Raw genomic sequence first — 23,170 nt, forward strand, 5'->3', positions numbered from 1 at the left:
ATGGCTAATATTATTATTCAGGTATCCAAATACCTTATCATCATCTTGATGGCGGCATATACCTTTTCCTGTTTTTCAATCTTTACGAGAAGTTATGAAGATGAGGAAAACAAAGTATTGATCCGTCAGGATGTACTTCTATTTATGATACAGATCACTGCATTTATTGCAATGTATTTTGCAACGCAGGATCTGAGGATGATGTTCATATATGGTGCACTGGCAGTGATTGTGATGGCAGTCATCTTATTATACAATCTGATCTACCCGAATGTTTCGAGACTGGTTGTCAATAATATGTGTATGTTGATCACAGCGGGAATGATCATGATCACAAGGCTTTCCGCACAGAGTAAGTCTCCTTATGGAATTGCAATCCGTCAGCTGGTATTTGTTGTTGTTGGTATTGTTTTTGGTCTTATTGTTCCGGTTCTGATCCGGAAGATGACTTTCCTGGAGAACTGGACTTATATCTATGCAGCAGTTGGAGGAGCAGCACTTCTTATCGTTGCATTGTTTGCAGCAACACTTGGAGGAGCAAAGCTGAGTTTCAATATTGGACCTGTGAGTCTGCAGCCTTCTGAGTTTGTTAAGATTCTGTTTGTATTTTTTGTAGCAGCAAGCCTGAATAAATCGACAGAATTTAAGAATGTTGTTGTTACGACTGCGATAGCGGCAGCACATGTTCTGATCCTTGTATTGTCAACAGATCTGGGAGCTGCATTAATCTTCTTTATTGTGTATCTGATTATGCTATATGTTGCGACAAGGCAGCCGTTATATGCAATTGCAGGTGTGGCAGCAGGGTGTGGAGCTGCAGTGATTGGATATCATCTGTTTTCCCACATTAAGGTCAGAGTTGCGGCATGGCAGGATCCGTTTGCAGCTTATAGCGAAGGGGGATATCAGATTGCCCAGTCGTTGTTTGCGATTGGAAGTGGCGGCTGGTTTGGAACAGGGTTATTCCGTGGTCAGCCGGATACGATTCCAGTTGCAGAGACGGATCTGATCTTCTCTGCAATGACAGAAGAAATGGGACTGATTTTTACACTGTGTCTGATCCTTGTATGCGTCAGCTGTTATGTGATGTTTTTGAATATTGCGATGGAATTGCGTAATTTCTTCTATAAATTAGTAGCACTTGGTCTGGGAACCTGCTATATTTTTCAGGTATTTCTGCAGATCGGAGGAGTGACAAAGTTCATTCCGTTAACCGGAGTAACACTTCCATTCGTCAGTTATGGTGGAAGTTCTCTGTTAAGTACGATGATCATGTTTGGGATTATTCAGGGGCTCTACATTGTCAGAGAAGATGAAGAAGCAGAAGAAGAGCATCAGATTGAGATGCAGCGCGCAAGACAGAGAAACCGCAGCAGGCAGAATGAAAGACGCCGCCAGAGCAGTTCGAATGCAAAATCAGGAAGATCCCGTCAGGATGGACGTGACAGACGAAGAGAATATGATGGAGATAACAGAGACAGAGCAAGACAAAGAGAAAGGGATTTAAGAAATGAATCGGGAAGAACGACCGGTAAGAAAACAACAAAAAGCAGACCGAGATTCGAGGATGTCCCGGAACAGCGGCAGCAAAGACAGCGGAGAACGCGTTCGGAACAAAGAGTTCGCTAGAGTCACTTACTTTTTCGTGATTCTCTTTATCGCGTTGATGGGATATCTTGTATATTTTATGGTCGTGCGGGCAAAACTTGTAGTGAACAGTCCATATAATCAAAGACAGGATGCTTATGCAGATACGATTATACGAGGAAGCATTGTTGATAAGAATGGAAATGTGCTTGCACAGACAGCCGTTGGGGATGATGGATCAGAGACGAGAGAGTATCCTTATGGAGAAGTGTTTGCTCATGTGATCGGATACAGTGATTCCAAACTTGGAACTACGGGCCTGGAATCGGTAGAGAATTTTGAGCTTCTGACATCAAATGCATTCTTTCTTGAAAAACTGCAGAATGAATTCAGTGAAAAGAAGAATCGAGGAGATACAGTTGTAACAACATTGGATGCAAATCTGCAGCAGGCGGCTTATGATGCGCTTGGATCAAACAAAGGTGCGGCAATCGTAATGGAGGCGAGTACGGGAAAGATTCTCGCCATGGTTTCCAAACCGGCATATGATCCGAATAATATTTTAAGTGACTGGTCAGAATTGAACTCAGATGAAGAAAACAGTCCGCTGTTGAATCGTGTGACACAAGGATCTTATGCTCCAGGATCGACGTTTAAAGTGGTTACAACACTTGCTTTTATGCGTCAGAACAGTGATTATCCGAATTATACATATGATTGTAATGGAGAGATTTCACAGGGAGATATTACAATTCACTGCTTTAATGGAAATGCACATGGCTCAGAGGATCTGAGAAGTTCCTTTGCAAATTCCTGTAATTCATCTTTTGCCAATATTGGTCTTGGCCTGGATCTGACGCAATACCGTCAGACGGCGGAAGATTTATTGTTCAATAAATCGCTTCCGGGTGTACTGAATGCAGCGAAGAGCTCCTTTGCACTGGATCAGAATTCCAGTGAGGGAGAAGTAATGATGACGGCAATGGGACAGGGAAAGACAACCGTAAGTCCATATCATATGGCACTGATTGCCGAGGCAGTGGCGAACGGTGGAACCATGATGCAGCCATATCTTGTGGAAAGTGTGACGAATTATACGGGCTCCCAGATACGAAAGAATGTTCCGAAAAGTTATAAGAAGGTCATGACATCGGATGAAGCTGCACAATTGAAAGAGTATATGACAGCTGTTGTAGAGGAAGGAACAGGATCTGTCTTAAAAGGAAGATCCTATACTGCTGCAGGAAAAACGGGAACAGCAGAGTACAGTATGTCAGATGGAGAAAAGACACATTCCTGGTTTATGGGATTTACAAATGTGGATAATCCGGATCTGGTAATCAGTGTGATCACAGAAGGTTCGGATGGAAGTTCCAGCGGAAAAGCAGTGGCAATCGCCGGGGATATTTTAGACGCCTATTACAACTAATGGGAGGAGAAAAGATGCAGACAAAATTTTTCTGTGATTTATATGTCAGCGAAGGCTGGGAAGAGAAAAAACTGAAATTAATAAAAAAATTGCAGAAAAATAAACTGCAGCCTTCTGTCTATGTAATTACGCTTTCACAGGGAAAGCAGAACCATTTAGAATATTATTCGTCGCTTCTTTTAAAGCAACATATATTTGACAATGCATCTTTATTTATTGTTGGAATTGCGAATGGGTATGATGGCGCATTGAGTCTGATCGAAAGGATTGCGGAAGAAGCATATGAGAAGACGGGAGAGGTAAACTTGAGAAAGTTCCTTTTGGATCGTCAGGAAGAGTTTGAGAAAAAGGAGATTCGAAGCGTATGATACATATCCTGTTTCTTATACTGAAAATAATTGGATGGATTCTTCTTTTTTTGCTCGTAATTTTACTCTTACTGATTTTAACAATCTTGTTTTATCCGGTGAAATACAGATTTTCTGCAAAAGGGGAGAATACACTTGATACCCTTGTGGCATATGGAAAGGTCAGTTGGCTGTTTCATCTGATTTCCGGATCAGCGTCTTATGAACATGGAGAATTAAAATGGAAGCTTCGTCTTGCCTGGAAGAAATTTGACAGTTCGGAAGAGGAACAAAAGGAAACGTCAGAGAAGCCGGTGGTTCCTGAGCCGTTGGAAAAAGAACCTTTGGAAGGTAAGAAGACGGAAGTAAAGAATAATCCACCGGAAAAAGATGTGAAAATTGAGAAAGCATCAGAAAAAGAGCCAGAGATAAAAAAAGAGTCAGAGACAGAAAAGACGAAAGTTCGAGAGGAGCGCAGGCCCGAAAACGTACAGACGGAATCTAAATTGAAAAAAATCAAATATACATTTCAGAAACTCTGTGGTACTATAAAAAAAGCAGGAGAGAAAAAAGAATTTCTGACCGCTTTTTTAACTTATGAGAAACATCAACGGGCATTCGAGGCAGTGAAGAAAGAACTATGCCATCTGTTACATGTTCTGAAGCCTAAAAAGCTTCAGGCGAATGTTACATTTGGATTCAGTGATCCTTCCTGGACAGGATATATGTTAGCTTTTCTGGGGAGCATTTACGGACTGATTGGTGAGTGTGTTCAGATCCAGCCGGATTTTGAAGAACGAAAGCTGGAGGGAAATGCATCTGCAGAAGGGAAGATCCGGGTTATTTACTTTGCTGTTCCTGCATGGAAGCTATTCTGGAATAAAGATGTGAAGATTACCTACAAACACATTAGAAAATATATAAAATGAGAGGAGTCAGGATTATGGCAGACGGAAACAAATTTAAAGAAACAGTAGAATCACTCTTTCAGGGAATGGACAGCGTTGTTTCATCAAAGACAGTTGTCGGAGATGCGATCCATATCAATGGAACAATCATTCTTCCATTGGTAGATGTCTCTTTTGGTATTGGAGCAGGTTCTTTTAACGCTGAAAAGAAAGATAGAGCAGGCGGTGGAATCGGTGGAAAGATCACACCGAGTGCTGTGATCGTTATTCAGGATGGAAAGACGAAACTTGTGAATATCAAGAATCAGGATACAATTACAAAACTTTTGGATATGGTACCTGATGTGGTAGACCGTTTTACATCAAAAGATGAAAAATTAACAGAAGAAGATGTAGCAGATATTCTGGATGCAGAATAAAATAGTTACTAGAATATAGAAAATATTGGGAGCAGTATTGTGAAGAAAGTTTTTGGATTTGCATTGTTTTGGTTTGCAGCAGGAATGATCGTCATGATGCTGCTTTCTGATGTCTTATGGGGAACTGTGATCGCAATTACCGGTATTGTACTGGCATATTGTTTGTTCTGCAGATAAAAAAAGAACTTTATCCGAATAAACAGATAAAGTCCTTTATACCGTGTCATATTGAATCATCAAACGAGAATTAAGCACGCTCAACGAGTCCTGATCTCAGGCAAGAAGTACAAACGTACATTTTCTGAGAACCGCCCTCTGTCTTAACTCTTACAGACTTCACATTTGATTTCCACATTTTTGGTGATCTTCTATGAGAGTGGCTTACATTGTTTCCAAAATGAGCACCCTTTTCACAAATAGCACATTTAGCCATGACTGCACCTCCTAACAATCTAAACTGGTCTTTTAGACTCATAACAATGATATTCTATCAGAAACTTTCGAGTAATGCAAGTGTTATTTTAAAAAAATCAAAACTGTATTGTAAAAAACAAAAAGTAATAGTATAATAGTCATGTTATATATGGAAAGAACCTATAGAATTGGAGGGAATATATGATGAAGGGAAGTATGAGTACAGATCTTGGAATCATTACAATCAATCCTGAAGTCATTGCAAAATATGCAGGCTCAATGGCAATTGAGTGCTTTGGCATAGTAGGAATGGCAGCAGTTAATATGAAAGATGGCCTTGTGCATCTTTTGAAAAGAGAAAGCCTGACAAGGGGAATTCATGTTGAGATCACAGAAGATAATGTAATTACGCTTGATTTTCATGTGATCGTTTCCTATGGAGTGAATATTCTTTCAGTTTCTGACAACCTTATGAATAATGTAAAATATAAGGTAGAAGAATTTACTGGTATGAAAGTAGATAAGATCAACATCTTCGTTGAAGGTGTCAGAGTGATAGATTAAGGAGGAACAATTGTGGCTGTTAAAACGATAAACACCGAATTGCTTCAGAAGATGTTTCTTGCGGGAGCAGCGAACCTTGAGGCAAAGAAGGAGTTCATTAATGAATTGAACGTATTTCCGGTGCCGGATGGTGATACAGGAACAAATATGACACTGACGATCCTGTCAGCGGCAAAAGAAGTAAAGGCGCTGGAGAATCCTGATATGGTGGCGATTGCAAAAGCAATTTCTTCAGGCTCTCTTCGTGGAGCAAGAGGTAACTCCGGAGTTATCTTATCCCAGCTTCTTCGTGGCTTTACAAAGGAGATCAGGGAACATAAAGAGATTGACACAATTACACTTGCGAAGGCATGTGAACGTGCAACTGCAACTGCTTATAAGGCTGTTATGAAGCCGAAGGAAGGAACAATTCTTACTGTAGCAAAGGGAGCATCCCAGAAAGCGGCAGAGCTTGCAGAGACAACAGAAGATCTGGATACATTTATTTCAGAAGTGATCAACTATGCGCAGGAAGTTCTTGAAAAGACACCGGAGATGCTTCCGGTATTAAAAGAAGCAGGCGTAGTAGATTCCGGTGGACAGGGACTTCTGGAAGTGATGCGTGGTGCATACGATGCATTCCAGGGAAAAGAGATTGATTATTCTGCAATCGAGGCAAGTGCCGGCACAAAGATGGTGAAGCCTTCTGAACAGGCAGAAACAGAGATTAAATTCGGATATTGTACAGAGTTTATCATCATGCTGGAAAAAGAATTCACAGCGAAAGATGAGACAGAGTTCAAAGCATATCTGGAGTCTATCGGAGATTCTATCGTATGTGTAGCAGATGATGATATTGTTAAGATTCACGTGCACACGAATGATCCGGGACTTGCAATCCAGAAAGCGCTGACATACGGACAGCTCTCACGTATGAAGATTGATAATATGAGAGAAGAGCATCAGGAGAGATTGATCAAAGATGCGGAGAAGCTGGCTGCACAGCAGGCTGAAGCGAAAAAGGCGGAGCCGCGCAAAGAAGTCGGATTTATTGCAGTTTCTATCGGAGAAGGAATGAATGAGATTTTCCGTGAGCTTGGTGCTGACTACATTATTGAAGGCGGTCAGACAATGAATCCAAGTACAGAAGACATGCTCAATGCGATCGATCAGGTGAACGCAGAACATATCTTTATCCTTCCGAACAACAAGAACATTATTCTTGCTGCCAATCAGGCGCAGACACTGACAGAGGATAAGGATATTATTGTTGTGCCTTCCAAGACAGTTCCGCAGGGAATTACTGCGATCATTAACTATATGCCGGATGCAGACGCACAGACGAATCTGGAAGCAATGATCGAAGGAATTGGAAATGTGAAGACAGGACAGGTTACTTATGCAGTCCGTGATACACACATTGATGACAAAGAGATCCATGAGGGAGATATCATGGGAATCGGAGACAGTGGAATTCTTGCTGTCGGACAGTCTGTGGAAGAGACAACAAAAGAGATGCTTGCACAGCTGGTGGATGAAGACACAGAGCTGATCAGTCTGTATTATGGTCAGGATGTACAGGAGGAGAGTGCAGAGAACTTTGCACAGGAGATTGAAGATTTATATCCGGATGTAGATGTTGATGTACATTCCGGTGGACAGCCAATCTACTATTATGTACTTTCTGTTGAATAAGGAGAACTGTCAGTAAAGAGACAGAACAGCAGTACTGTAATAAAATTAGGAACAGACCGGGACATTTGGGAAAAGTGTTCCGGTTATTTTGTTTAGGAGACAGACATAAATGAGTAAAAAATCAGGAGTTGGAACAATCAAAGGTGTGGGCGAAAAAACGGAGAAGCTCTTCGAAAAAATCGGAGTTTACACAGTGAATGACCTGATTCATTATTATCCGAGAGGGTATGAGATTTTTGGAGAACCGGTTCCGATCAGTGAAGTGGAGGAAGGCAAAGTCTGCACGATCTGCGGCAGTGTTTTTGGGCGTGTACAGGTTTCTCCGGGAAAAGGAAGACAGATCACGACTGCATATTTAAAGGATCTGACAGGAACAATAAAGGTAATCTGGTTTCGAATGCCGTTTTTAAGAAATACACTTGGGCGAAAAGGAGCAGTTGTTCTTCGCGGCAGGGTTGTGAAGAAAAGAGATTCCCTTGTGATGGAACATCCGGAGATTTACGATCCGGCAGTTCGTTATCAGGAAAAAATCAACACCATGCAGCCTGTTTATGGATTGACAGCAGGTCTGACAAACAATGCAGTAATCAAAGCACTACGTCAGGCATTAGAACGGGTGCGGGAACAGGATGACTTTCTTCCGGATGAATTTACGAAGAAATATCATTTCCGGCCTTATGAACAATCTGTGCGGGAGATGCATTTCCCGGAGAATAAAGAAGCATTTCTTGCGGCAAGACAACGATTTGTTTTTGAGGAATTTCTTGTTTTTATTCTTTCTCTGCGCCAGATTAAAAATACACAGGACAGGATGAAGAACGGATTCCATTTTGAAGATCAGCCTCAAATCAGCGAATTCCTGAGACAACTGCCGTATGAACTGACGGCTGCACAGCTGCGGGTATGGGATGATATGCAGAAAGACATGAAAAGTCAATATGTCATGTCCAGACTTGTTCAGGGGGATGTTGGATCAGGTAAAACAATCGTGGCAGTTCTTGGATTACTGTTTGCAGGATTGAACGGCTATCAGGGAGCGTTAATGGCACCGACAGAGGTACTTGCAAGACAGCATTTTGAAAATATCAAAGACATGTTGGAACAGTATCAGATCCCACTGCGGGCAGAACTTTTGACCGGATCTATGAAAGCAAAAGAAAAGAGAGAAGCTTATGCCCGGATTGAGAGTGGGGAATCATCAATTATTATAGGAACACACGCATTGATCCAGGAGAAAGCAATCTATCACAATCTGGCACTTGTGGTGACGGATGAACAGCATCGTTTTGGCGTAAAACAAAGAGAAATGCTTGCAGGTAAAGGAAACCTGCCACACATTCTCGTAATGAGTGCGACACCGATCCCGAGAACACTTGGAATTATTCTTTATGGTGATCTGGATATTTCTGTGATCGATGAGCTCCCGAAGAATCGTCTTCCAATTAAAAACTGTGTTGTGGATACGGGATACCGTCCGAAGGCTTATGAATTCATAAGAAAACAGGTGGCACAAGGACGTCAGTGCTATGTGATCTGTCCGATGGTTGAAGAAAGTGAAGCAATGGAAGCGGAAAATGTTATCGATTATTGCGAGATGCTTTCAGAAACATTAGGGGATTCGATCAATGTCAGCTTTCTGCATGGAAAGATGAAGGAAAAAGAGAAAGATGAAGTGATGAATGCATTTGGAAGAAATGAAATCCAGGTGCTTGTTTCAACAACAGTTGTTGAAGTGGGAATTGATGTGCCGAATGCGACAGTGATCATGATCGAAAATGCAGAACGTTTCGGGCTGGCGCAGCTTCATCAGTTGAGAGGAAGGGTTGGTCGTGGAAAGTATCAGTCCTATTGCATTTTCATGACAGCATCGAAATCAAAAGAAACGAAGGAACGGTTAGATATCCTGAATCATTCAAATGACGGTTTCTTTATTGCAAGTGAAGATCTCCGACTGCGTGGCCCGGGGGATCTTTTTGGAATCCGGCAGAGTGGCGTGCTTGATTTTAAAGTTGCCGATGTATTTCAAGATGCAAAGCTGCTTCAAAACGCAAGTGAAGAGGCAGACAGACTTCTTCTGGACGATCCGGAACTGGAATTCCCTGAGCATCGCAAATTGAAAGAACATTTACGGATAAAACTGGATGAGATCATGCTGGAAACAACATTGTGATGTTTGCGGATTACAGCAATTGTACAGCAATGGAGCAATTCGGCTGCATCAGTGATTGCCAAAAGTTACCAGTTTAAAATTAATTTTCCTCCACATACTAACAGCGTAACAAAGCTAAATAGTAAAGTTACAAAATGCAAAAGGAGGAAAAAGATCATGGCAAGTCGTTCATCTAACAAAACAGCAGTACCTGAGGCGAAAGGAGCTATGAACAAGTTCAAGTACGAAGTAGCATCCGAGTTGGGAGTTCCGTTAACAGACGGCTACAATGGAGACCTCACATCAAAACAGAATGGTTCTGTCGGCGGTTATATGGTTAAAAAGATGATTGAACAGCAGGAGAAGCAGATGGCAGAAAAGTAACAGGCGAAGAAAAATCGTCTGCGGAAGCGGTCTGCATCAGACAGAAAAGCGGTTCAAAAACTGTCATGTACAGTAAAAAGAACACAAGAAATGAAAAAGAGAAAAGCACTCGGCATTGACCCGGGTGCTTTTTTCTGCTAAAATTCACCATAGTTAATGACAGGAGGTGTCGATATTTGAGAGTAATTGCAGGAAGCGCAAGAAGCCTAAAACTGAAGACTCTTGAGGGGATGGAGACAAGACCGACAACGGACCGGATCAAAGAGACTTTGTTTAATATGATAAGTCCGCAGATGTATGACTGTATTTTCCTTGATTTGTTTGCAGGAAGTGGCGGAATCGGAATAGAGGCTCTCAGCAGGGGAGCAAAAGAAGCAGTATTTGTAGAGAAAAATCCTAAGGCGATGGAATGTGTCAAGGAGAATTTGAAATTCACACGTCTGGAGAAGAAGGGACTTACACTGACAAAGGATGTGATGAACGCATTATATCAGTTGGAAGGTGAAAAGGTTTTTGACTTTGTATTCATGGATCCACCGTATAATATGGGATTTGAGAAAAGAGTTCTGGAATACCTTGCAGGATCGGATCTGATCTATGAAGATACGGTGATCATCGTAGAAGCTTCGTTGGATACAGATTTTGGATATCTTCCAGAATTGGGATATTCTTTGATCAAAGAGAAGAGATATAAGACAAACAAGCATGTATTTATTGAGAAAGCCGGAAAGGAAGAAGTATGTTAAAAGCAATTTATCCGGGAAGTTTTGACCCCGTTACCCGTGGACATTATGATATCATTTGCAGATCTTGTAAAATCGTAGACAAATTAATTGTCGGAGTACTGAATAATAAAGCAAAAATGCCGTTGTTTTCTGTAGAAGAACGTGTTAAAATGTTAAAGGAAGTGACGAAAGATCTGCCGAATGTTGAGATTATGCCATTTGATGGATTGCTGGTAGACTTTGCGGAACAGATAGGTGCAGATGTGGTTATCAGGGGATTACGTGCGATTACCGATTTTGAATATGAGCTGCAGATGTCGCAGACGAATCAGAGGATGAAGCCTGATATAGAGACCATGTTTCTGACAACAAGTATAGAATATTCTTACTTAAGTTCGACTACAGTGCGGGAGATTGCCGCTTTTGGGGGAGACGTATCACAGTTTGTGCCGGAAGCCGTCGAGATCGCACTCAGAGAAAAGATGAAAGAAAAAAGGAGAGTGTAACAATGAGCAGCCGTATTGAACAGATCATTGAAGAAATTGAAGAATATATAGACAGAGATTGTAAATTTCAGCCGTTGTCTACAACAAAGATTATTGTAAATAAGGAACATCTGGATGAGTTACTTCGCGAACTTCGTATGAAGACACCGGATGAGATCAAACGTTATCAGAAGATTATTGCGAACAGAGATGCGATTCTTGCTGATGCGAAGGCAAAAGCAGATGCGATGATCGAGGAAGCACAGGTTCAGACAACAGAGCTTGTCAGTGAGCATGAGATCATGCAGCAGGCATATGCTCAGGCAAATGAGATCGTAACTCAGGCAACAGCACAGGCACAGGAGATTCTTGATAACGCAACAATGGATGCAAATACAATCCGTGTTGGTGCGATCCAGTATACAGATGATCTTCTTGCAAATGCAGAAAGCATTATCGGACATACTTTGGACAGTTATACAACAAAGTATGACGGATTGATCAATTCTTTACAGGAGTGCTACGATACAGTCCGCTCTAACCGTTCAGAACTTGAAGTTCCATCCGATGACGGATATTATGATGAGAATGGACAGGGAGACCTGAGGTAGTCATTACATTGTATTATAAAAATTTCAGATAGAGAAATGTCAAAAGACTGACTGCCAGTGCGGCGGTCAGTTTTTGTATTATATAAGAAGAAAGTTTAAGTCCTGTACCGGCAATCATGGATTGTGTCTGGGCAACGGAACACCATCCACCAAAAGAAGTAAGTGCGAGAAGCGACGGATAAAGAACCTGGGGGTGGGAAAGACTTTGAGACAGGAGAAGAATTCCGTTTGTCATCTCAAGAGAAGATTTCAGGAGAAGAAAACCAGGTGAACGAATCGGCAGAAGTTCCAATAATGCAAGAAGTACAGAAAAGATCATCAGGTAACCTCCGACTTTTACAAGCGTTTCTGAACTGTTCAGGATACAAGATTCTAACACGGAAAAATTCATTTTGTGCGTCAGTGGTTTTGAAAAAATGGAATTTTCCTGTGTGAAAATTTCGGACATTTCCGGGAAAATCCAATCTTTATTTTTGATGAAATGTCTTAGAATCCGTTGAAGAAAGCTTAAGAGGATCATAGTTCCGAAAAGAAGCAGTAAAACGGGAATGCAGAAAGCTTTCTGATGAATTGTATTTAAAACAAGAAAAGTAATAATGAAAGATGGACTTGCATTATTACAGAAGGACAGCAGGTAAGAAGCTTCTTCAAGAGAAATTTTTCCTTGAAGAAGAAGGTCGGCAATGATTTTTGCACCCATTGGATAACCGCATAAAAAGCCGGACAGAACGGCGAAACTTCCATAGAAGGAAGTTCCAAAGAGCAGATGGAAAGGACGGAAAAGCAGACGGGAGACAACAGCAGCACCATCTGTTTTCAACAAAAGTCCTGTGACAATAAGATAAGGAAAAAGGGTCGGTATCAGAATCTGATACCAGAGAAGCAGGCCATCACAAGCTCCCTGGAATACAGTTTCAGGAAAGAGGAGCATCGTAAAAAACAGTGAAAGCAGTATGAGAGCCAGAAGCATAGGAAACCTCCTTTTACAAAAATATTCTATGAAAAGAAAAAAGAAACTATACCGGAGCTATGGAAATATGATATAGTTAAATGTAAAGTATTTTGATCTTGATATTGCAAAGGAGCAAACAATAAATATGAATTTACCAAAAGTATTTGAAGAGAAAATGAAGGATCTTCTTGGTTCTGAATATGAAGCATATACGGCATGTTATGATGAACCGCGTCACTATGGTCTGCGCGTGAACACAGCGAAGATTTCTGTGGAAGATTTCCTGAAGATCGCACCTTGGCCGTTAGAGCCGGTTCCGTGGATCCATAATGGATTCTATTATGACGGAGATAATATCCAGCCGTCGAAACATCCATATTATTTCGCAGGACTTTATTATCTGCAGGAGCCAAGTGCCATGACACCGGCAGATCGTCTTCCGGTAGAGCCGGGAGACCGTGTGCTTGATGTTTGTGCAGCACCTGGAGGCAAGGCCACAGAACTTGGGGCAAAGCTTGGAGGAACCGGTGTACTGGCTGCGAATGATCTGAGCAGTTCCAGAGCGAAGGGACTTTTGAAGAATCTTGAATTATTTGGAATCGGAAACGTGCTCATCTTAAGTGAAGAGCCTGGAAAGCTTGTTTCTTATTTCCCAGAGTATTTTGATAAGATTTTGATCGACGCACCTTGTTCCGGGGAAGGCATGTTCCGTAAAGAGAAAAAGATGGTGAAAGCATGGGAAGAACACGGACCGGAGTTTTTTTCAAAGATCCAGAGAAGCATTGTGACACAGGCAGCCCAGATGCTGCGCCCGGGTGGAATGCTGCTTTATTCCACCTGTACATTTTCACCGGAAGAGAATGAACAGACGATTGAATATCTGCTTCAGGAGTACCCGGAATTTAAGATCTGTGAGATGGAAGGTTACGAAGGATTTGCAGATGGAATGCCGCAGGTGACAGAAAGCAAGAATCCGGAACTTGAAAAGACGGTTCGTATTTTCCCTCATCGTATGAAGGGAGAAGGACATTTCCTCGCACTTCTTCAAAAGGGTGAAAAACAGGAAGAAGGAAAGAGACTTCCGGAGAGTGGGAAGAACAAGAAGCTTCCGGAAGAACTGGAAGAATTTCTTGGTCATATTGATCGAAAATTCGATTCCTCTCGCATGGATCTGCGTGGAGAGAAAGTGTATTATATGCCGGAAGGACTTCCGACACTTCGTGGAATCCGTTTCTTAAGAACAGGCCTACTGATGGGTGAACTGAAGAAGAATCGTTTTGAGCCGAGTCAGGCACTGGCGATGAATCTGAAAAAGGAAGAATATGATCAGGTGATCGATCTTCCATTAGAAGACGAACGCGTTATGAAATATCTGAAAGGCGAGACTTTGGATGTGGAGGATCTTGTGAAGCCGAAAGACAAGGGATGGTATCTGATCTGTGTGGATGGATATCCGCTTGGTTTTGGAAAGCTTGTGAATCAGATGCTTAAGAATAAGTACCTTCCGGGATGGCGGTGGAACTCATGAAACTGAGACTGGATAAATATCTGGCAGACATGGGAATCGGAACACGTACAGAAGTGAAGAAAGCAATCACAAAAGGACAGGTTCGAGTTAATGAAGAGACGGTAAAACGTCCGGAAATCAAGATTGACACAGAAAAAGATCATGTGTTTTACCAGGGACAGATGGTTGCTTATGCAGAATATGAATATTACATGTTAAATAAGCCAGCCGGGGTGGTTTCTGCAACGGAAGATAAAAACGACAGTACTGTATTAGATTTGATTGATGAAAAGCAGAGAAAGGATCTCTTTCCTGTCGGAAGATTAGATAAAGACACAGAGGGACTTTTGCTGATCACAAATGATGGCGAACTCGCACATCAGCTTTTGTCACCGAAGAAGCATGTAGATAAAGTCTATTTCGCCAGAATCGATGGAAAAGTTACGGAAGAAGATGTGAGAAGATTTGCAGAAGGACTTGAAATCGGGGAAGAGAAACCGACACTTCCGGCTCATCTGGAAATTCTGAAAAGAGAAGAGATTTCTGAAATCCGACTGACGATCAGAGAGGGAAAGTTTCATCAGGTGAAACGAATGTTCCATGCAGTCGGAAAAGAGGTTATTTATCTGAAACGCCTGCAGATGGGAAGCCTTGTACTTGATCCGCGGCTTGCATTAGGAGAATATCGAGAATTAACAGGACAGGAACTGGAAGCATTGCGTGACTGTTCATTATTACGTTAAACAGGGAGAAAGCATGAAAGGAAATTTTTTACCAATTACCAGAGAAGAGATGAAAGAGAGAGGATGGGATCAGGTAGATTTTGTCTATGTATCAGGAGACGCCTATGTCGATCATCCATCTTTTGGTCACGCAATCATTACACGTCTTCTGGAATCCAGAGGATATCGTGTTGGGATCATTGCACAGCCGGACTGGCGTAAGCCGGAGAGCGTGCAGGTGTTCGGAGAACCAAGACTTGGATTTCTTGTTTCTGCAGGAAATATGGATTCTATGGTAAATCATTATTCTGTATCCAAAAAGAGAAGAAAGACAGACGCCTATACACCGGGCGGCGAGATGGGAAAACGACCGGACTATGCCTGCGTAGTATATGGAAATCTGATTCGTCAGACTTATAAAAAGACACCGATCATTTTGGGCGGTATCGAAGCAAGTCTTCGAAGAATGGCACACTATGATTACTGGTCAGACAAGCTGAAACGTTCTGTACTGCTCGATTCGGGTGCAGATGTGATTTCTTATGGAATGGGAGAACATTCAATCATAGAGCTTGCAGAAGCACTGGATGCCGGGATACCGGTTGAGGATATCACGTATATAGCCGGTACGGTTGTAAAAACGAAATCATTAGACAGTATTTATGATGCGGAAATCCTTCCGTCCTTTGAAGACCTCAAAGCGGACAAGATGAATTATGCCCGCAGCTTTTACACACAGTATCTGAATACGGATGCATTTAACGGAAAACGTCTTGTAGAACCATATTCTGATCATCTGTATGTAGTACAGAATCCACCGGCAGCACCACTGACGCAGATGGAGATGGATGATGTTTACTCTCTTCCTTATCAGAGGACTTACCATCCGTCTTACGAGGCAAAAGGCGGAGTTCCTGCAATCAAGGAGATTAAATTCAGTCTGATCAGCAACAGAGGATGTTTTGGAGGATGCAGCTTTTGCGCATTGACGTTCCATCAGGGAAGAATTGTCCAGGTGAGAAGCCATGAATCTTTGATTGAAGAAGCAAAAGAAATTACAAAAGATAAGGACTTTAAAGGATATATTCATGATGTTGGCGGTCCGACAGCAAATTTCCGGCATCCATCCTGCAAAAAGCAGATGGAGCATGGCGTTTGTAAAACGCGTCAGTGTCTGTTCCCGTCTCCGTGTAAGAATCTGGACGCAGATCACAGAGATTATGTTAGCCTGTTGAGAAAGTTGAGAGATATTCCAAAAGTTAAGAAGGTGTTTATCCGTTCAGGAATCCGCTTTGATTATCTGCTCGCAGATAAGAAACAGGAGTTTTTAAGAGAGTTGTGTGAATATCATGTCAGTGGACAGTTGAAGGTAGCACCGGAGCATGTGGCAGGGCCTGTCCTGTCTCTGATGGGAAAACCGGAGCACAAAGTCTATGAAGAGTTTACAAGACAGTTTTATAAGATGAATGAGAAAATCGGGAAAGAACAGTATCTGGTTCCGTATCTGATGTCCTCCCACCCTGGTTCTACTCTGAAGGAAGCAGTAGAACTTGCAGAGTACTGTCGTGATCTTGGCTATATGCCGGAGCAGGTGCAGGATTTCTATCCGACACCATCAACTCTTTCCACCTGTATGTATTATACCGGGGTAGATCCGAGAACGATGCAGAAGGTTTATGTTCCGAAGAGTCCGCATGAGAAGGCAATGCAGAGAGCGTTGATCCAATATCGTAATCCGGAGCTGTATGATCTGGTGATTGAAGCACTTCATAAAGCAGGAAGATCTGATCTGATCGGATTCGGACCGAAATGTCTTGTGAGACCGAGACAGATGCGTGGTTCAGGAAATGATAAAAAAGCCGGCAGAAAGGAGCCGAAAAAAGGATCAAAAGGTTCGAATGGTCAGAAAAGACAAAACAATTCTGAACACAGAGGAAGAGTTGAAGGGAAAAATAAGAAGAAATCTATCAGAAATGTTCATTCTAAGAAGAATAGAAAATAGGTACATTTAAGTATCTGACAGACAGGATTCAAGAAAGGAAGCAGGATGAAAATTGCAATCGTAACCGGAGCATCTTCGGGAATGGGAAGAGAATTTGTACGTCAGCTTGGATATTTTTATAAAAATCTGGATGAGATCTGGGTGATTGCCAGGCGCAAAGAGCGTCTGGAAGCGCTTGCGAAAGAAAGCAGAGTTCCCCTTCGGATTTTTGCGGGTGACCTTCAGAAGAAAAAGGTATATAAGGAATTGAGAGATTCACTTGAGAAAGAACAGCCGGATTTACGAATGCTTGTAAATTCAGCAGGATTTGGCAAATCAGGAAGTGTAGAAGAGATTTTGTCTGAAAAATTCCGGATCCAGACAGATATGGTGGATGTAAACTGCCGGTCTCTTACAAGAATGACATTGCTGTGTCTGCCATTTCTGCGTGCTGGCAGCAGGATCGTCAATCTTGCGTCCGCATCTGCATTTTGTCCACAACCGTATTTCTCAGTATATGCGGCAACGAAGTCCTATGTCTTAAGCTTCTCCAGATCATTGGGAGAAGAACTGAGAAAAAAAGGAATTGTCGTCACAGCAGTCTGCCCGGGTCCGGTTGATACAGAGTTTTTCAATTTTTCCGGGAAACCGCAGAATATCTTGAAGAAACTGACAATGGCGAAGGCAGACAGAGTGGTTCATCAGGCGTTGAAGGACTGCAGATCCGGGAAGTCAGTCTCCGTTTATGGAATCCCAATGAAATTAACTTACTTTGGAACAAAACTGCTGCCGCATGGATTTCTCGTGCGTATGCAGCAAATATGAATTTAGAATAGGATGAAAAATGAAGAAAATACAAAAAGGAAAACCAGGTTATTTGAATTATAAAAGAAAAGTGGAGATTTTAAGAACAGTTATTTATTTTGTAATCGTTCTGGCAATTTTTGCTCTTGGTTACTGGCAGACACATACGAGGCTGAATCTTCTGACATTTGTTGCTATCCTTGGATGTCTTCCGGCATCAAAGGCACTTGTAGGTGTGATCGCGCGTTATCCATATCAATCAATTGAACTGTCACAGGCGAAGGAAATCGCAGGAAAATCAAAACATTTAACAGTTTGTTATGATCTTATAATTACAAGCAAAGAGCATATCATGCCAACAGACTGTATCGTAATTTCGGGACACAACATTTACGGATACACACATTATGAGAAAGTAAATACAGATGAACTTGGAAAGCATATCAAGACAATCCTTGCGCAGAATCAGTACACAGGTTTTACTGTTAAGATCTTAAATCAGTATACACCGTTTCTGGCCCGCGTGGAGGGACTTGAAAATATTGCTGTAGTAGAGCAGGAAGATACGAAAGCAAGAGAACAGGAAATCCGTAATCTTATTCTGAATATATCAATGTAAAGAGGAAAAGACGATGAGAGAGATCAGCATCCAGAAAAATGAGGCAGGACAGCGCATGGATAAATTCCTTGCAAAGTATCTCAATAAAGCGCCAAAAAGTTTTTTCTATAAGATGATGAGAAAAAAGAATATTACCCTGAATGGAAAAAAAGCAGTTGGAAATGAACAGCTGAAACAGGGGGATGTGATTAAATTATTTCTTGCGGAAGAGACGATTGAGAACTTTATCGATCATTCACAGTTTTCGAAGAAAAAAGCGTCCTCTGCAAGAAAACAGATAGCGGGAAAGAAGGTACAGTTAGATATCTTATATGAAGATGAGGCTGCTGTATTTATCAATAAACCGGTCGGAATGCTCTCCCAGAAGGCATCCCCGATGGATACTTCTCTTGTGGAGTATTTTATTGATTATCTGTTGGAAAATGGGAAAATCACAGAAGAAGAACTGCATACATTTCATCCATCTGTCTGTAACCGTTTAGACAGAAATACAAGCGGAATCGTGGCAGCAGGAAAAACACTGCAGGCATTACAGGGATTAAGCGAGATGTTCCGTGACCGTACACTTAAGAAATATTATCTTTGCCTGGTAAAAGGGCAGGTAAAAGAGAATCAGAGGATTCATGGTTATCTCGTCAAGAATGAAAAGACAAATAAAGTTACGGTGAGTCAGAAAAAGCCGGCTGAACAGACAAAAGATGGGAAAGAAGCATCAGCGATCGATACCGAATACAAGGTGCTTGCACGAAATAGAGAAACAACACTTCTTGAAGTGCATCTGATCACCGGTAAGACACACCAGATCCGTGCACATCTGGCATCCATCGGCCATCCGATCGCAGGGGATTACAAATACGGGAACCGGTCATTTAACGATGTTTTGAAAAAGGAATACGGACTTCGTTCCCAGCTTCTGCATGCTTACCGTCTGGAATTCCCGGAGAATTGCGAGGGAGATATCAAACAGCTTTCAGGAAAGATCATCAAAGCACCTGTCCCGGCCTTATTTGAACAAATCTGTAAAGCGCAGGGAGTGATGTGAGATGGCAACATGGAACTCGAGAGGACTTAGAGGTTCGACACTGGAGGAATTTATCAATCATTCGAATGAAAGATACAGTGAGATGGGACTTGCACTGATGCAGAAAATCCCGACACCGATCACTCCGGTACGTATGGATAAAGACCACAGACAGATCACACTTGCGTATTTCGACAAAGCAAGTACGGTAGACTATATCGGAGCAGTGCAGGGAATCCCGGTCTGTTTTGATGCGAAAGAGTGTAATGTAGATACCTTCCCACTTCAGAATGTACATGAGCATCAGATGGACTTTATGGAAAAGTTTGAACGGCAGGGCGGGATTGCCTTTTTTCTGATCTATTATACAGCAAGAAATGAGCTTTATTATATGCAGTATACACAGATCCGTAAGTTCTGGGAGCGCGCGCAGAGCGGGGGACGTAAGAGTGTCCGGCTGGAAGAATTAGATCCGGAATGGTTTTTTCAACTGAAAAATGGCTATTTTGTGCCGTATCTGGATTTAATTCAGAAAGATTTGGAAACGAGGGATTGACAGAATCCTACAAAGTCCGTATAATTACAAACAGGTTTTAACGTGGTAGCACACTAAAGTGAAAAACCAAGAAAAGACAGGAAGGTGAACGAGACATGGAGCAGAAGTTACATACCCCGGAAGGCGTTCGGGATATTTATAATAGAGAATGTGCCATTAAGCTGGCATTGCAGAAAAAGCTGAATACTGTATTGCATTTATATGGATATCAGGACATACAGACACCGACATTTGAATATTTTGATGTATTCCGCAAGGAAATCGGTTCGACATCGATTAGAGATCTTTATAAATTCTTTGATAGAGAGGGGAATATTCTGGCGTTGCGCCCGGATATTACACCGTCCATTGCAAGAGCAGTAGCAACACTGTTTGAGACAGAGAATTTTCCAATTCGTCTGTGTTATGCCGGAAATACATTTATCAATCATTCCAGTTATCGTGGACGCCTGAAAGAAAATACGCAGCTTGGTGCAGAGCTGATCGGTGTGGATTCTATCGAGGCAGATGCAGAAATGCTCGCAATGGTTGTGGACGGACTTAAGAAAACCGGACTAAAGGAATTCCAGGTAAGTATCGGACATGTTGATTTTATTCAGAGTCTTTTCGAGGCAACGAATCTGGAAGATGAACAAAAAGAAGAGATCCGTACATTGATTGCGAACAGAAACTTCTTTGGTGTGGAAGAGATTCTCGATCATTATGAGATTGCCGATCAGGTGAAAGAAGCGTTCCATCAGCTTCCGGAACTGACAGGTGGACCGGAGATCCTTGCAGATGCAGGACGCATTGCTCCGGGTGAAGCAGCAAGACTTGCGGTAGAACGTCTTCGCCAGATTTATGATCTGCTGAAGATTTACGGAGTAGAGGATCATGTAACTTTTGATCTGAGCATGAGCGGAAGTTATGGATATTATACAGGAATCATTTTCCGTGCCTATACTTATGGTACCGGAGATGCAGTTGTACGTGGAGGACGTTACGATCACCTTCTTGAGAAGTTTGGAAAGAAGACACCGTCGATCGGATTCGCAATCATTCTGGATGAACTTATGAGTGCACTGGATCGTCAGAAGATCAAAGTAGAGACAGGACACCGTAATCTGCTTGTTTATACGGATGCAACGGAACAGTGGGCAATTTCTCTTGCGAGGTCATTTCGTGCAAAAGGAAAAAATGTCGAAATGATGAAGAGAAACTCCTGGGATGAAAGAGAGACTTTTGAAGCGTATGGAAAGCGTTCTTCTGTTGCAAGTATGCTTTACTTAAGAGAGGACCGGAAGATTGAAGTGATCAATCTTCAGACAGGAGAAGAGAAGCTGGTCAATACAAAAAAGAAAACAAAGCAGCAATAAAGGAGCAGATCAATGAGATATTTAACATTTGCCCTTACAAAGGGAAGACTTGCAAAGAAGACACTGGAGATGCTGGAGCGTCTTGGAATCACATGCGAGGAAATGAAAGATAAGGATTCCAGAAAGCTGATTTTTGTAAATGAAGAACTGGGATTGAAATTCTTTCTCGCAAAAGGACCGGATGTGCCGACTTATGTAGAGTACGGAGCAGCAGATATAGGAGTTGTCGGAAAAGATACGATTATCGAAGAGGGACGTAAAGTCCATGAAGTCCTGGATCTTGGATTCGGAAAATGTAGGATGTGTGTGTGTGGATATGAAGAGGCAGCAGAAAAACTGAAACATCATGAACTGATCCGTGTGGCAACGAAATATCCGAATATCGCGAAAGATTATTTCTACAACAAGAAACATCAGACAGTAGAAATTGTGAAATTAAACGGTTCGATCGAACTTGCACCGATTGTTGGCTTATCTGAAGTCATCGTAGATATCGTAGAAACCGGTTCTACATTGAAAGAAAACGGACTGGTCGTACTTGAAGAAGTGTGCCCGCTGTCAGCGCGAATGATCGTCAATCCGGTCAGCATGCGAATGGAAAATGACAGAATCAAAGAGCTGATCACAAATTTAAGAAATCTTCTGAGGGAGGAATAGACAAATGCGTATAGAGAAACTGAATGAGAATACGAAGAAGAATCTTCTGGATGACCTTTTAAAGAGAAGCCCGAATAACTATGGGAAGTTTGAAGCAAGTGTTCAGGAAATATTGAATGCGGTGAAAGAAAAGGGTGACGAGGCTGTATTTGAATATACAGAGAAATTTGATGGAGTCAGACTGGACGCAGAGCATCTTCTTGTAACGGAAGAAGAGATCGCAGAAGCATATGAGCAGGTAGATGATGAACTGATCGCTATTATCAGAAAAGCACTGGTGAATATTAGAGACTATCACCAGAAACAGATGCAGTACAGCTGGTTTGACAGTAAACCGGACGGAACAATTCTTGGACAGAAAGTGACAGCACTCCAGAGAGTCGGTGTTTATGTTCCTGGCGGAAAAGCAGCTTACCCATCTTCTGTACTTATGAATATCATGCCGGCGAAGGTTGCAGGTGTAGATGAGATTATCATGGTAACACCTCCAGGAAAAGATGGAAAGGTAACTCCGACAACACTGGTTGCGGCAAAAGAGGCCGGTGCAGATAAAGTTTACAAGGTTGGTGGAGCTCAGGCAATTGCAGCACTTGCATATGGAACAGAGTCTATTCCGAAGGTAGATAAGATCGTAGGACCTGGAAATATCTACGTAGCTCTTGCTAAGAAAGCGGTTTATGGATTCGTAAGCATTGACTCAATCGCAGGACCAAGTGAGATCCTTGTTCTTGCTGATGAGACGGCAAATCCACGTTTCGTGGCAGCAGATCTTCTGTCTCAGGCAGAGCATGACGAGATGGCATCTGCAATTCTGGTTACAACAAGTATGGAACTTGCAGAGAAAGTATCTGCACAGACAGATGCATTTGTAAAAGAGCTTTCCAGAGGCGAGATCATTCAGAAATCCCTGGATAATTATGGACATATTCTCGTTGCAGAGACAATGGAGGATGCAATCGATGCAGCAAATTCTATTGCTTCCGAACATCTTGAGATCGTGACAGCGAATCCGTTTGAGGTGATGACAAAGATCCGTAATGCCGGAGCTATCTTCATCGGAGAATATTCCAGTGAGCCGCTCGGAGATTATTTTGCAGGACCGAACCATGTCCTTCCGACAAACGGAACAGCAAAATTCTTCTCACCGCTATCTGTAGATGATTTTATTAAAAAATCAAGCATTATTTCTTACTCAAGAAATGCACTTGAGAAGATCCACACAGATATCGAGAAATTTGCAGAGGCAGAACATCTGACAGCACATGCAAATTCAATCAAAGTAAGATTTGAAAAATAAGAG

At 42.0% G+C, this 23,170-nt stretch carries 25 protein-coding genes; 23 read left to right on the forward strand and 2 right to left on the reverse strand.

All coding sequences use genetic code 11. The annotated features are described in order from the left end of the window. Genes LI126_RS07915 through LI126_RS07940 form a run of 6 tightly spaced genes read left to right on the forward strand, consistent with a single transcriptional unit; the run spans position 1 to position 4,867 of the window. The gene (locus tag LI126_RS07915; protein ID WP_118174877.1) at positions 1 to 1,629 is read left to right on the forward strand and encodes an FtsW/RodA/SpoVE family cell cycle protein; all 1,629 of its coding nucleotides are present in this window, start codon (positions 1 to 3) and stop codon (positions 1,627 to 1,629) included. A 37-nt stretch (positions 1,630 to 1,666) separates the two neighbouring features. After that, entirely contained in the window at positions 1,667 to 3,016 is a 1,350-nt protein-coding gene (locus LI126_RS07920; RefSeq protein ID WP_227165219.1) for a peptidoglycan D,D-transpeptidase FtsI family protein, read from the forward strand. Positions 3,017 to 3,030: 14 nt separating this feature from the next. Next, positions 3,031 to 3,384: a hypothetical protein gene (locus LI126_RS07925; protein ID WP_020436616.1), complete on the forward strand. Its 354-nt coding sequence runs from the start codon at positions 3,031 to 3,033 to the stop codon at positions 3,382 to 3,384. Positions 3,385 to 3,434: 50 nt separating this feature from the next. Continuing rightward, positions 3,435 to 4,292 carry a DUF2953 domain-containing protein gene (locus tag LI126_RS07930; protein WP_227165151.1) on the forward strand — a complete coding sequence of 286 codons (858 nt, stop codon included), beginning with the start codon at positions 3,435 to 3,437 and terminating at the stop codon, positions 4,290 to 4,292. 14 nt (positions 4,293 to 4,306) lie between these two features. Further along, positions 4,307 to 4,690 (forward strand): GerW family sporulation protein, encoded by a 384-nt coding sequence (locus tag LI126_RS07935; RefSeq protein ID WP_015529160.1) that lies wholly within the window; start codon positions 4,307 to 4,309, stop codon positions 4,688 to 4,690. A 39-nt stretch (positions 4,691 to 4,729) separates the two neighbouring features. Beyond that, positions 4,730 to 4,867, forward strand: a complete 138-nt coding sequence (locus tag LI126_RS07940) for a hypothetical protein (RefSeq protein ID WP_020436619.1) — start codon at positions 4,730 to 4,732, stop codon at positions 4,865 to 4,867. A gap of 70 nt (positions 4,868 to 4,937) precedes the next feature. Here the strand turns inward: LI126_RS07940 and rpmB are convergent, their stop codons facing one another. After that, positions 4,938 to 5,123, reverse strand: coding sequence for a 50S ribosomal protein L28 (gene rpmB / locus LI126_RS07945; protein ID WP_015529161.1), 186 nt, complete (start codon positions 5,121 to 5,123; stop codon positions 4,938 to 4,940). Between the two features lie 185 nt (positions 5,124 to 5,308). On the opposite strand from rpmB, the gene LI126_RS07950 reads away from it, so the two are divergent. The 7 genes from LI126_RS07950 (at position 5,309) to LI126_RS07980 (ending at position 11,696) form a co-directional block, all read left to right on the forward strand. Beyond that, entirely contained in the window at positions 5,309 to 5,668 is a 360-nt protein-coding gene (locus tag LI126_RS07950; protein WP_015529162.1) for an Asp23/Gls24 family envelope stress response protein, read from the forward strand. Between the two features lie 12 nt (positions 5,669 to 5,680). Continuing rightward, positions 5,681 to 7,342, forward strand: coding sequence for a DAK2 domain-containing protein (locus tag LI126_RS07955; RefSeq protein ID WP_117568200.1), 1,662 nt, complete (start codon positions 5,681 to 5,683; stop codon positions 7,340 to 7,342). Positions 7,343 to 7,451: 109 nt separating this feature from the next. Beyond that, a complete protein-coding gene (recG, locus tag LI126_RS07960; RefSeq protein WP_227165152.1) occupies positions 7,452 to 9,512 on the forward strand; it encodes an ATP-dependent DNA helicase RecG in 2,061 nt (686 codons plus the stop codon). 156 nt (positions 9,513 to 9,668) lie between these two features. Next, positions 9,669 to 9,875: an alpha/beta-type small acid-soluble spore protein gene (locus LI126_RS07965; RefSeq protein WP_015529164.1), complete on the forward strand. Its 207-nt coding sequence runs from the start codon at positions 9,669 to 9,671 to the stop codon at positions 9,873 to 9,875. Between the two features lie 149 nt (positions 9,876 to 10,024). After that, positions 10,025 to 10,621: a 16S rRNA (guanine(966)-N(2))-methyltransferase RsmD gene (gene rsmD / locus LI126_RS07970; RefSeq protein WP_227165220.1), complete on the forward strand. Its 597-nt coding sequence runs from the start codon at positions 10,025 to 10,027 to the stop codon at positions 10,619 to 10,621. Continuing rightward, positions 10,615 to 11,106, forward strand: a complete 492-nt coding sequence (gene coaD / locus LI126_RS07975; RefSeq protein ID WP_227165153.1) for a pantetheine-phosphate adenylyltransferase — start codon at positions 10,615 to 10,617, stop codon at positions 11,104 to 11,106. The genes rsmD and coaD overlap by 7 nt, the downstream gene beginning before the upstream one ends. A 2-nt stretch (positions 11,107 to 11,108) precedes the next feature. Further along, positions 11,109 to 11,696, forward strand: a complete 588-nt coding sequence (locus tag LI126_RS07980; RefSeq protein ID WP_015529166.1) for a hypothetical protein — start codon at positions 11,109 to 11,111, stop codon at positions 11,694 to 11,696. Between the two features lie 13 nt (positions 11,697 to 11,709). Here the strand turns inward: LI126_RS07980 and LI126_RS07985 are convergent, their stop codons facing one another. Then, a complete protein-coding gene (locus LI126_RS07985; protein WP_227165154.1) occupies positions 11,710 to 12,666 on the reverse strand; it encodes a transporter in 957 nt (318 codons plus the stop codon). Positions 12,667 to 12,793: 127 nt separating this feature from the next. Between LI126_RS07985 and LI126_RS07990 the strand changes: the two genes are divergently transcribed. The 10 genes from LI126_RS07990 to hisD all read left to right on the forward strand — a co-directional run bounded on the left by LI126_RS07990 (position 12,794) and on the right by hisD (position 23,167). Then, positions 12,794 to 14,176, forward strand: coding sequence for an RsmF rRNA methyltransferase first C-terminal domain-containing protein (locus tag LI126_RS07990; RefSeq protein ID WP_020436634.1), 1,383 nt, complete (start codon positions 12,794 to 12,796; stop codon positions 14,174 to 14,176). After that, positions 14,173 to 14,898, forward strand: coding sequence for a pseudouridine synthase (locus LI126_RS07995; RefSeq protein WP_117497655.1), 726 nt, complete (start codon positions 14,173 to 14,175; stop codon positions 14,896 to 14,898). Before LI126_RS07990 ends, LI126_RS07995 begins: the two co-directional genes overlap by 4 nt. Positions 14,899 to 14,911: 13 nt before the next feature. Further along, entirely contained in the window at positions 14,912 to 16,879 is a 1,968-nt protein-coding gene (locus LI126_RS08000; RefSeq protein ID WP_055145872.1) for a YgiQ family radical SAM protein, read from the forward strand. A 45-nt stretch (positions 16,880 to 16,924) separates the two neighbouring features. Then, positions 16,925 to 17,683 (forward strand): SDR family NAD(P)-dependent oxidoreductase, encoded by a 759-nt coding sequence (locus tag LI126_RS08005; RefSeq protein ID WP_117890628.1) that lies wholly within the window; start codon positions 16,925 to 16,927, stop codon positions 17,681 to 17,683. 19 nt (positions 17,684 to 17,702) lie between these two features. After that, positions 17,703 to 18,281, forward strand: coding sequence for a hypothetical protein (locus LI126_RS08010; RefSeq protein WP_227165155.1), 579 nt, complete (start codon positions 17,703 to 17,705; stop codon positions 18,279 to 18,281). A 13-nt stretch (positions 18,282 to 18,294) separates the two neighbouring features. Next, positions 18,295 to 19,323, forward strand: a complete 1,029-nt coding sequence (locus LI126_RS08015) for an RluA family pseudouridine synthase (RefSeq protein WP_117890627.1) — start codon at positions 18,295 to 18,297, stop codon at positions 19,321 to 19,323. 1 nt (position 19,324) lies between these two features. After that, on the forward strand, positions 19,325 to 19,858 hold the full coding sequence (locus LI126_RS08020; protein ID WP_117890626.1) for a Holliday junction resolvase RecU: 534 nt from the start codon (positions 19,325 to 19,327) through the stop codon (positions 19,856 to 19,858). A 95-nt stretch (positions 19,859 to 19,953) separates the two neighbouring features. Further along, positions 19,954 to 21,213 (forward strand): ATP phosphoribosyltransferase regulatory subunit, encoded by a 1,260-nt coding sequence (gene hisZ, locus LI126_RS08025; protein ID WP_020436641.1) that lies wholly within the window; start codon positions 19,954 to 19,956, stop codon positions 21,211 to 21,213. A gap of 12 nt (positions 21,214 to 21,225) precedes the next feature. Continuing rightward, a complete protein-coding gene (gene hisG, locus LI126_RS08030) occupies positions 21,226 to 21,870 on the forward strand; it encodes an ATP phosphoribosyltransferase (RefSeq protein WP_015529174.1) in 645 nt (214 codons plus the stop codon). Between the two features lie 4 nt (positions 21,871 to 21,874). Next, the gene (hisD, locus tag LI126_RS08035) at positions 21,875 to 23,167 is read left to right on the forward strand and encodes a histidinol dehydrogenase (protein WP_020436642.1); all 1,293 of its coding nucleotides are present in this window, start codon (positions 21,875 to 21,877) and stop codon (positions 23,165 to 23,167) included. Positions 23,168 to 23,170 lie beyond the last annotated feature (3 nt).

The organism is Mediterraneibacter sp. 210702-DFI.5.30, assembly GCF_020560115.1.
GTDB classification, from domain to species: Bacteria; Bacillota; Clostridia; order Lachnospirales; family Lachnospiraceae; genus Mediterraneibacter; species Mediterraneibacter faecis.

Bases quoted from the DNA above. Each gene is read 5' to 3' on its own strand.
- LI126_RS07915 (WP_118174877.1), top strand. From the start codon at position 1: ATGGCTAATATTATTATTCAGGTATCCAAATACCTTATCATCATCTTG.
- LI126_RS07920 (WP_227165219.1), top strand. From the start codon at position 1,667: ATGGGATATCTTGTATATTTTATGGTCGTGCGGGCAAAACTTGTAGTG.
- LI126_RS07925 (WP_020436616.1), top strand. From the start codon at position 3,031: ATGCAGACAAAATTTTTCTGTGATTTATATGTCAGCGAAGGCTGGGAA.
- LI126_RS07935 (WP_015529160.1), top strand. From the start codon at position 4,307: ATGGCAGACGGAAACAAATTTAAAGAAACAGTAGAATCACTCTTTCAG.
- rpmB (WP_015529161.1), bottom strand. From the start codon at position 5,123: ATGGCTAAATGTGCTATTTGTGAAAAGGGTGCTCATTTTGGAAACAAT.
- LI126_RS07950 (WP_015529162.1), top strand. From the start codon at position 5,309: ATGAAGGGAAGTATGAGTACAGATCTTGGAATCATTACAATCAATCCT.
- recG (WP_227165152.1), top strand. From the start codon at position 7,452: ATGAGTAAAAAATCAGGAGTTGGAACAATCAAAGGTGTGGGCGAAAAA.
- LI126_RS07965 (WP_015529164.1), top strand. From the start codon at position 9,669: ATGGCAAGTCGTTCATCTAACAAAACAGCAGTACCTGAGGCGAAAGGA.
- coaD (WP_227165153.1), top strand. From the start codon at position 10,615: ATGTTAAAAGCAATTTATCCGGGAAGTTTTGACCCCGTTACCCGTGGA.
- LI126_RS07980 (WP_015529166.1), top strand. From the start codon at position 11,109: ATGAGCAGCCGTATTGAACAGATCATTGAAGAAATTGAAGAATATATA.
- LI126_RS07985 (WP_227165154.1), bottom strand. From the start codon at position 12,666: ATGCTTCTGGCTCTCATACTGCTTTCACTGTTTTTTACGATGCTCCTC.
- LI126_RS07990 (WP_020436634.1), top strand. From the start codon at position 12,794: ATGAATTTACCAAAAGTATTTGAAGAGAAAATGAAGGATCTTCTTGGT.
- LI126_RS07995 (WP_117497655.1), top strand. From the start codon at position 14,173: ATGAAACTGAGACTGGATAAATATCTGGCAGACATGGGAATCGGAACA.
- LI126_RS08000 (WP_055145872.1), top strand. From the start codon at position 14,912: ATGAAAGGAAATTTTTTACCAATTACCAGAGAAGAGATGAAAGAGAGA.
- LI126_RS08005 (WP_117890628.1), top strand. From the start codon at position 16,925: ATGAAAATTGCAATCGTAACCGGAGCATCTTCGGGAATGGGAAGAGAA.
- LI126_RS08010 (WP_227165155.1), top strand. From the start codon at position 17,703: ATGAAGAAAATACAAAAAGGAAAACCAGGTTATTTGAATTATAAAAGA.
- LI126_RS08015 (WP_117890627.1), top strand. From the start codon at position 18,295: ATGAGAGAGATCAGCATCCAGAAAAATGAGGCAGGACAGCGCATGGAT.
- LI126_RS08020 (WP_117890626.1), top strand. From the start codon at position 19,325: ATGGCAACATGGAACTCGAGAGGACTTAGAGGTTCGACACTGGAGGAA.
- hisZ (WP_020436641.1), top strand. From the start codon at position 19,954: ATGGAGCAGAAGTTACATACCCCGGAAGGCGTTCGGGATATTTATAAT.
- hisG (WP_015529174.1), top strand. From the start codon at position 21,226: ATGAGATATTTAACATTTGCCCTTACAAAGGGAAGACTTGCAAAGAAG.
- hisD (WP_020436642.1), top strand. From the start codon at position 21,875: ATGCGTATAGAGAAACTGAATGAGAATACGAAGAAGAATCTTCTGGAT.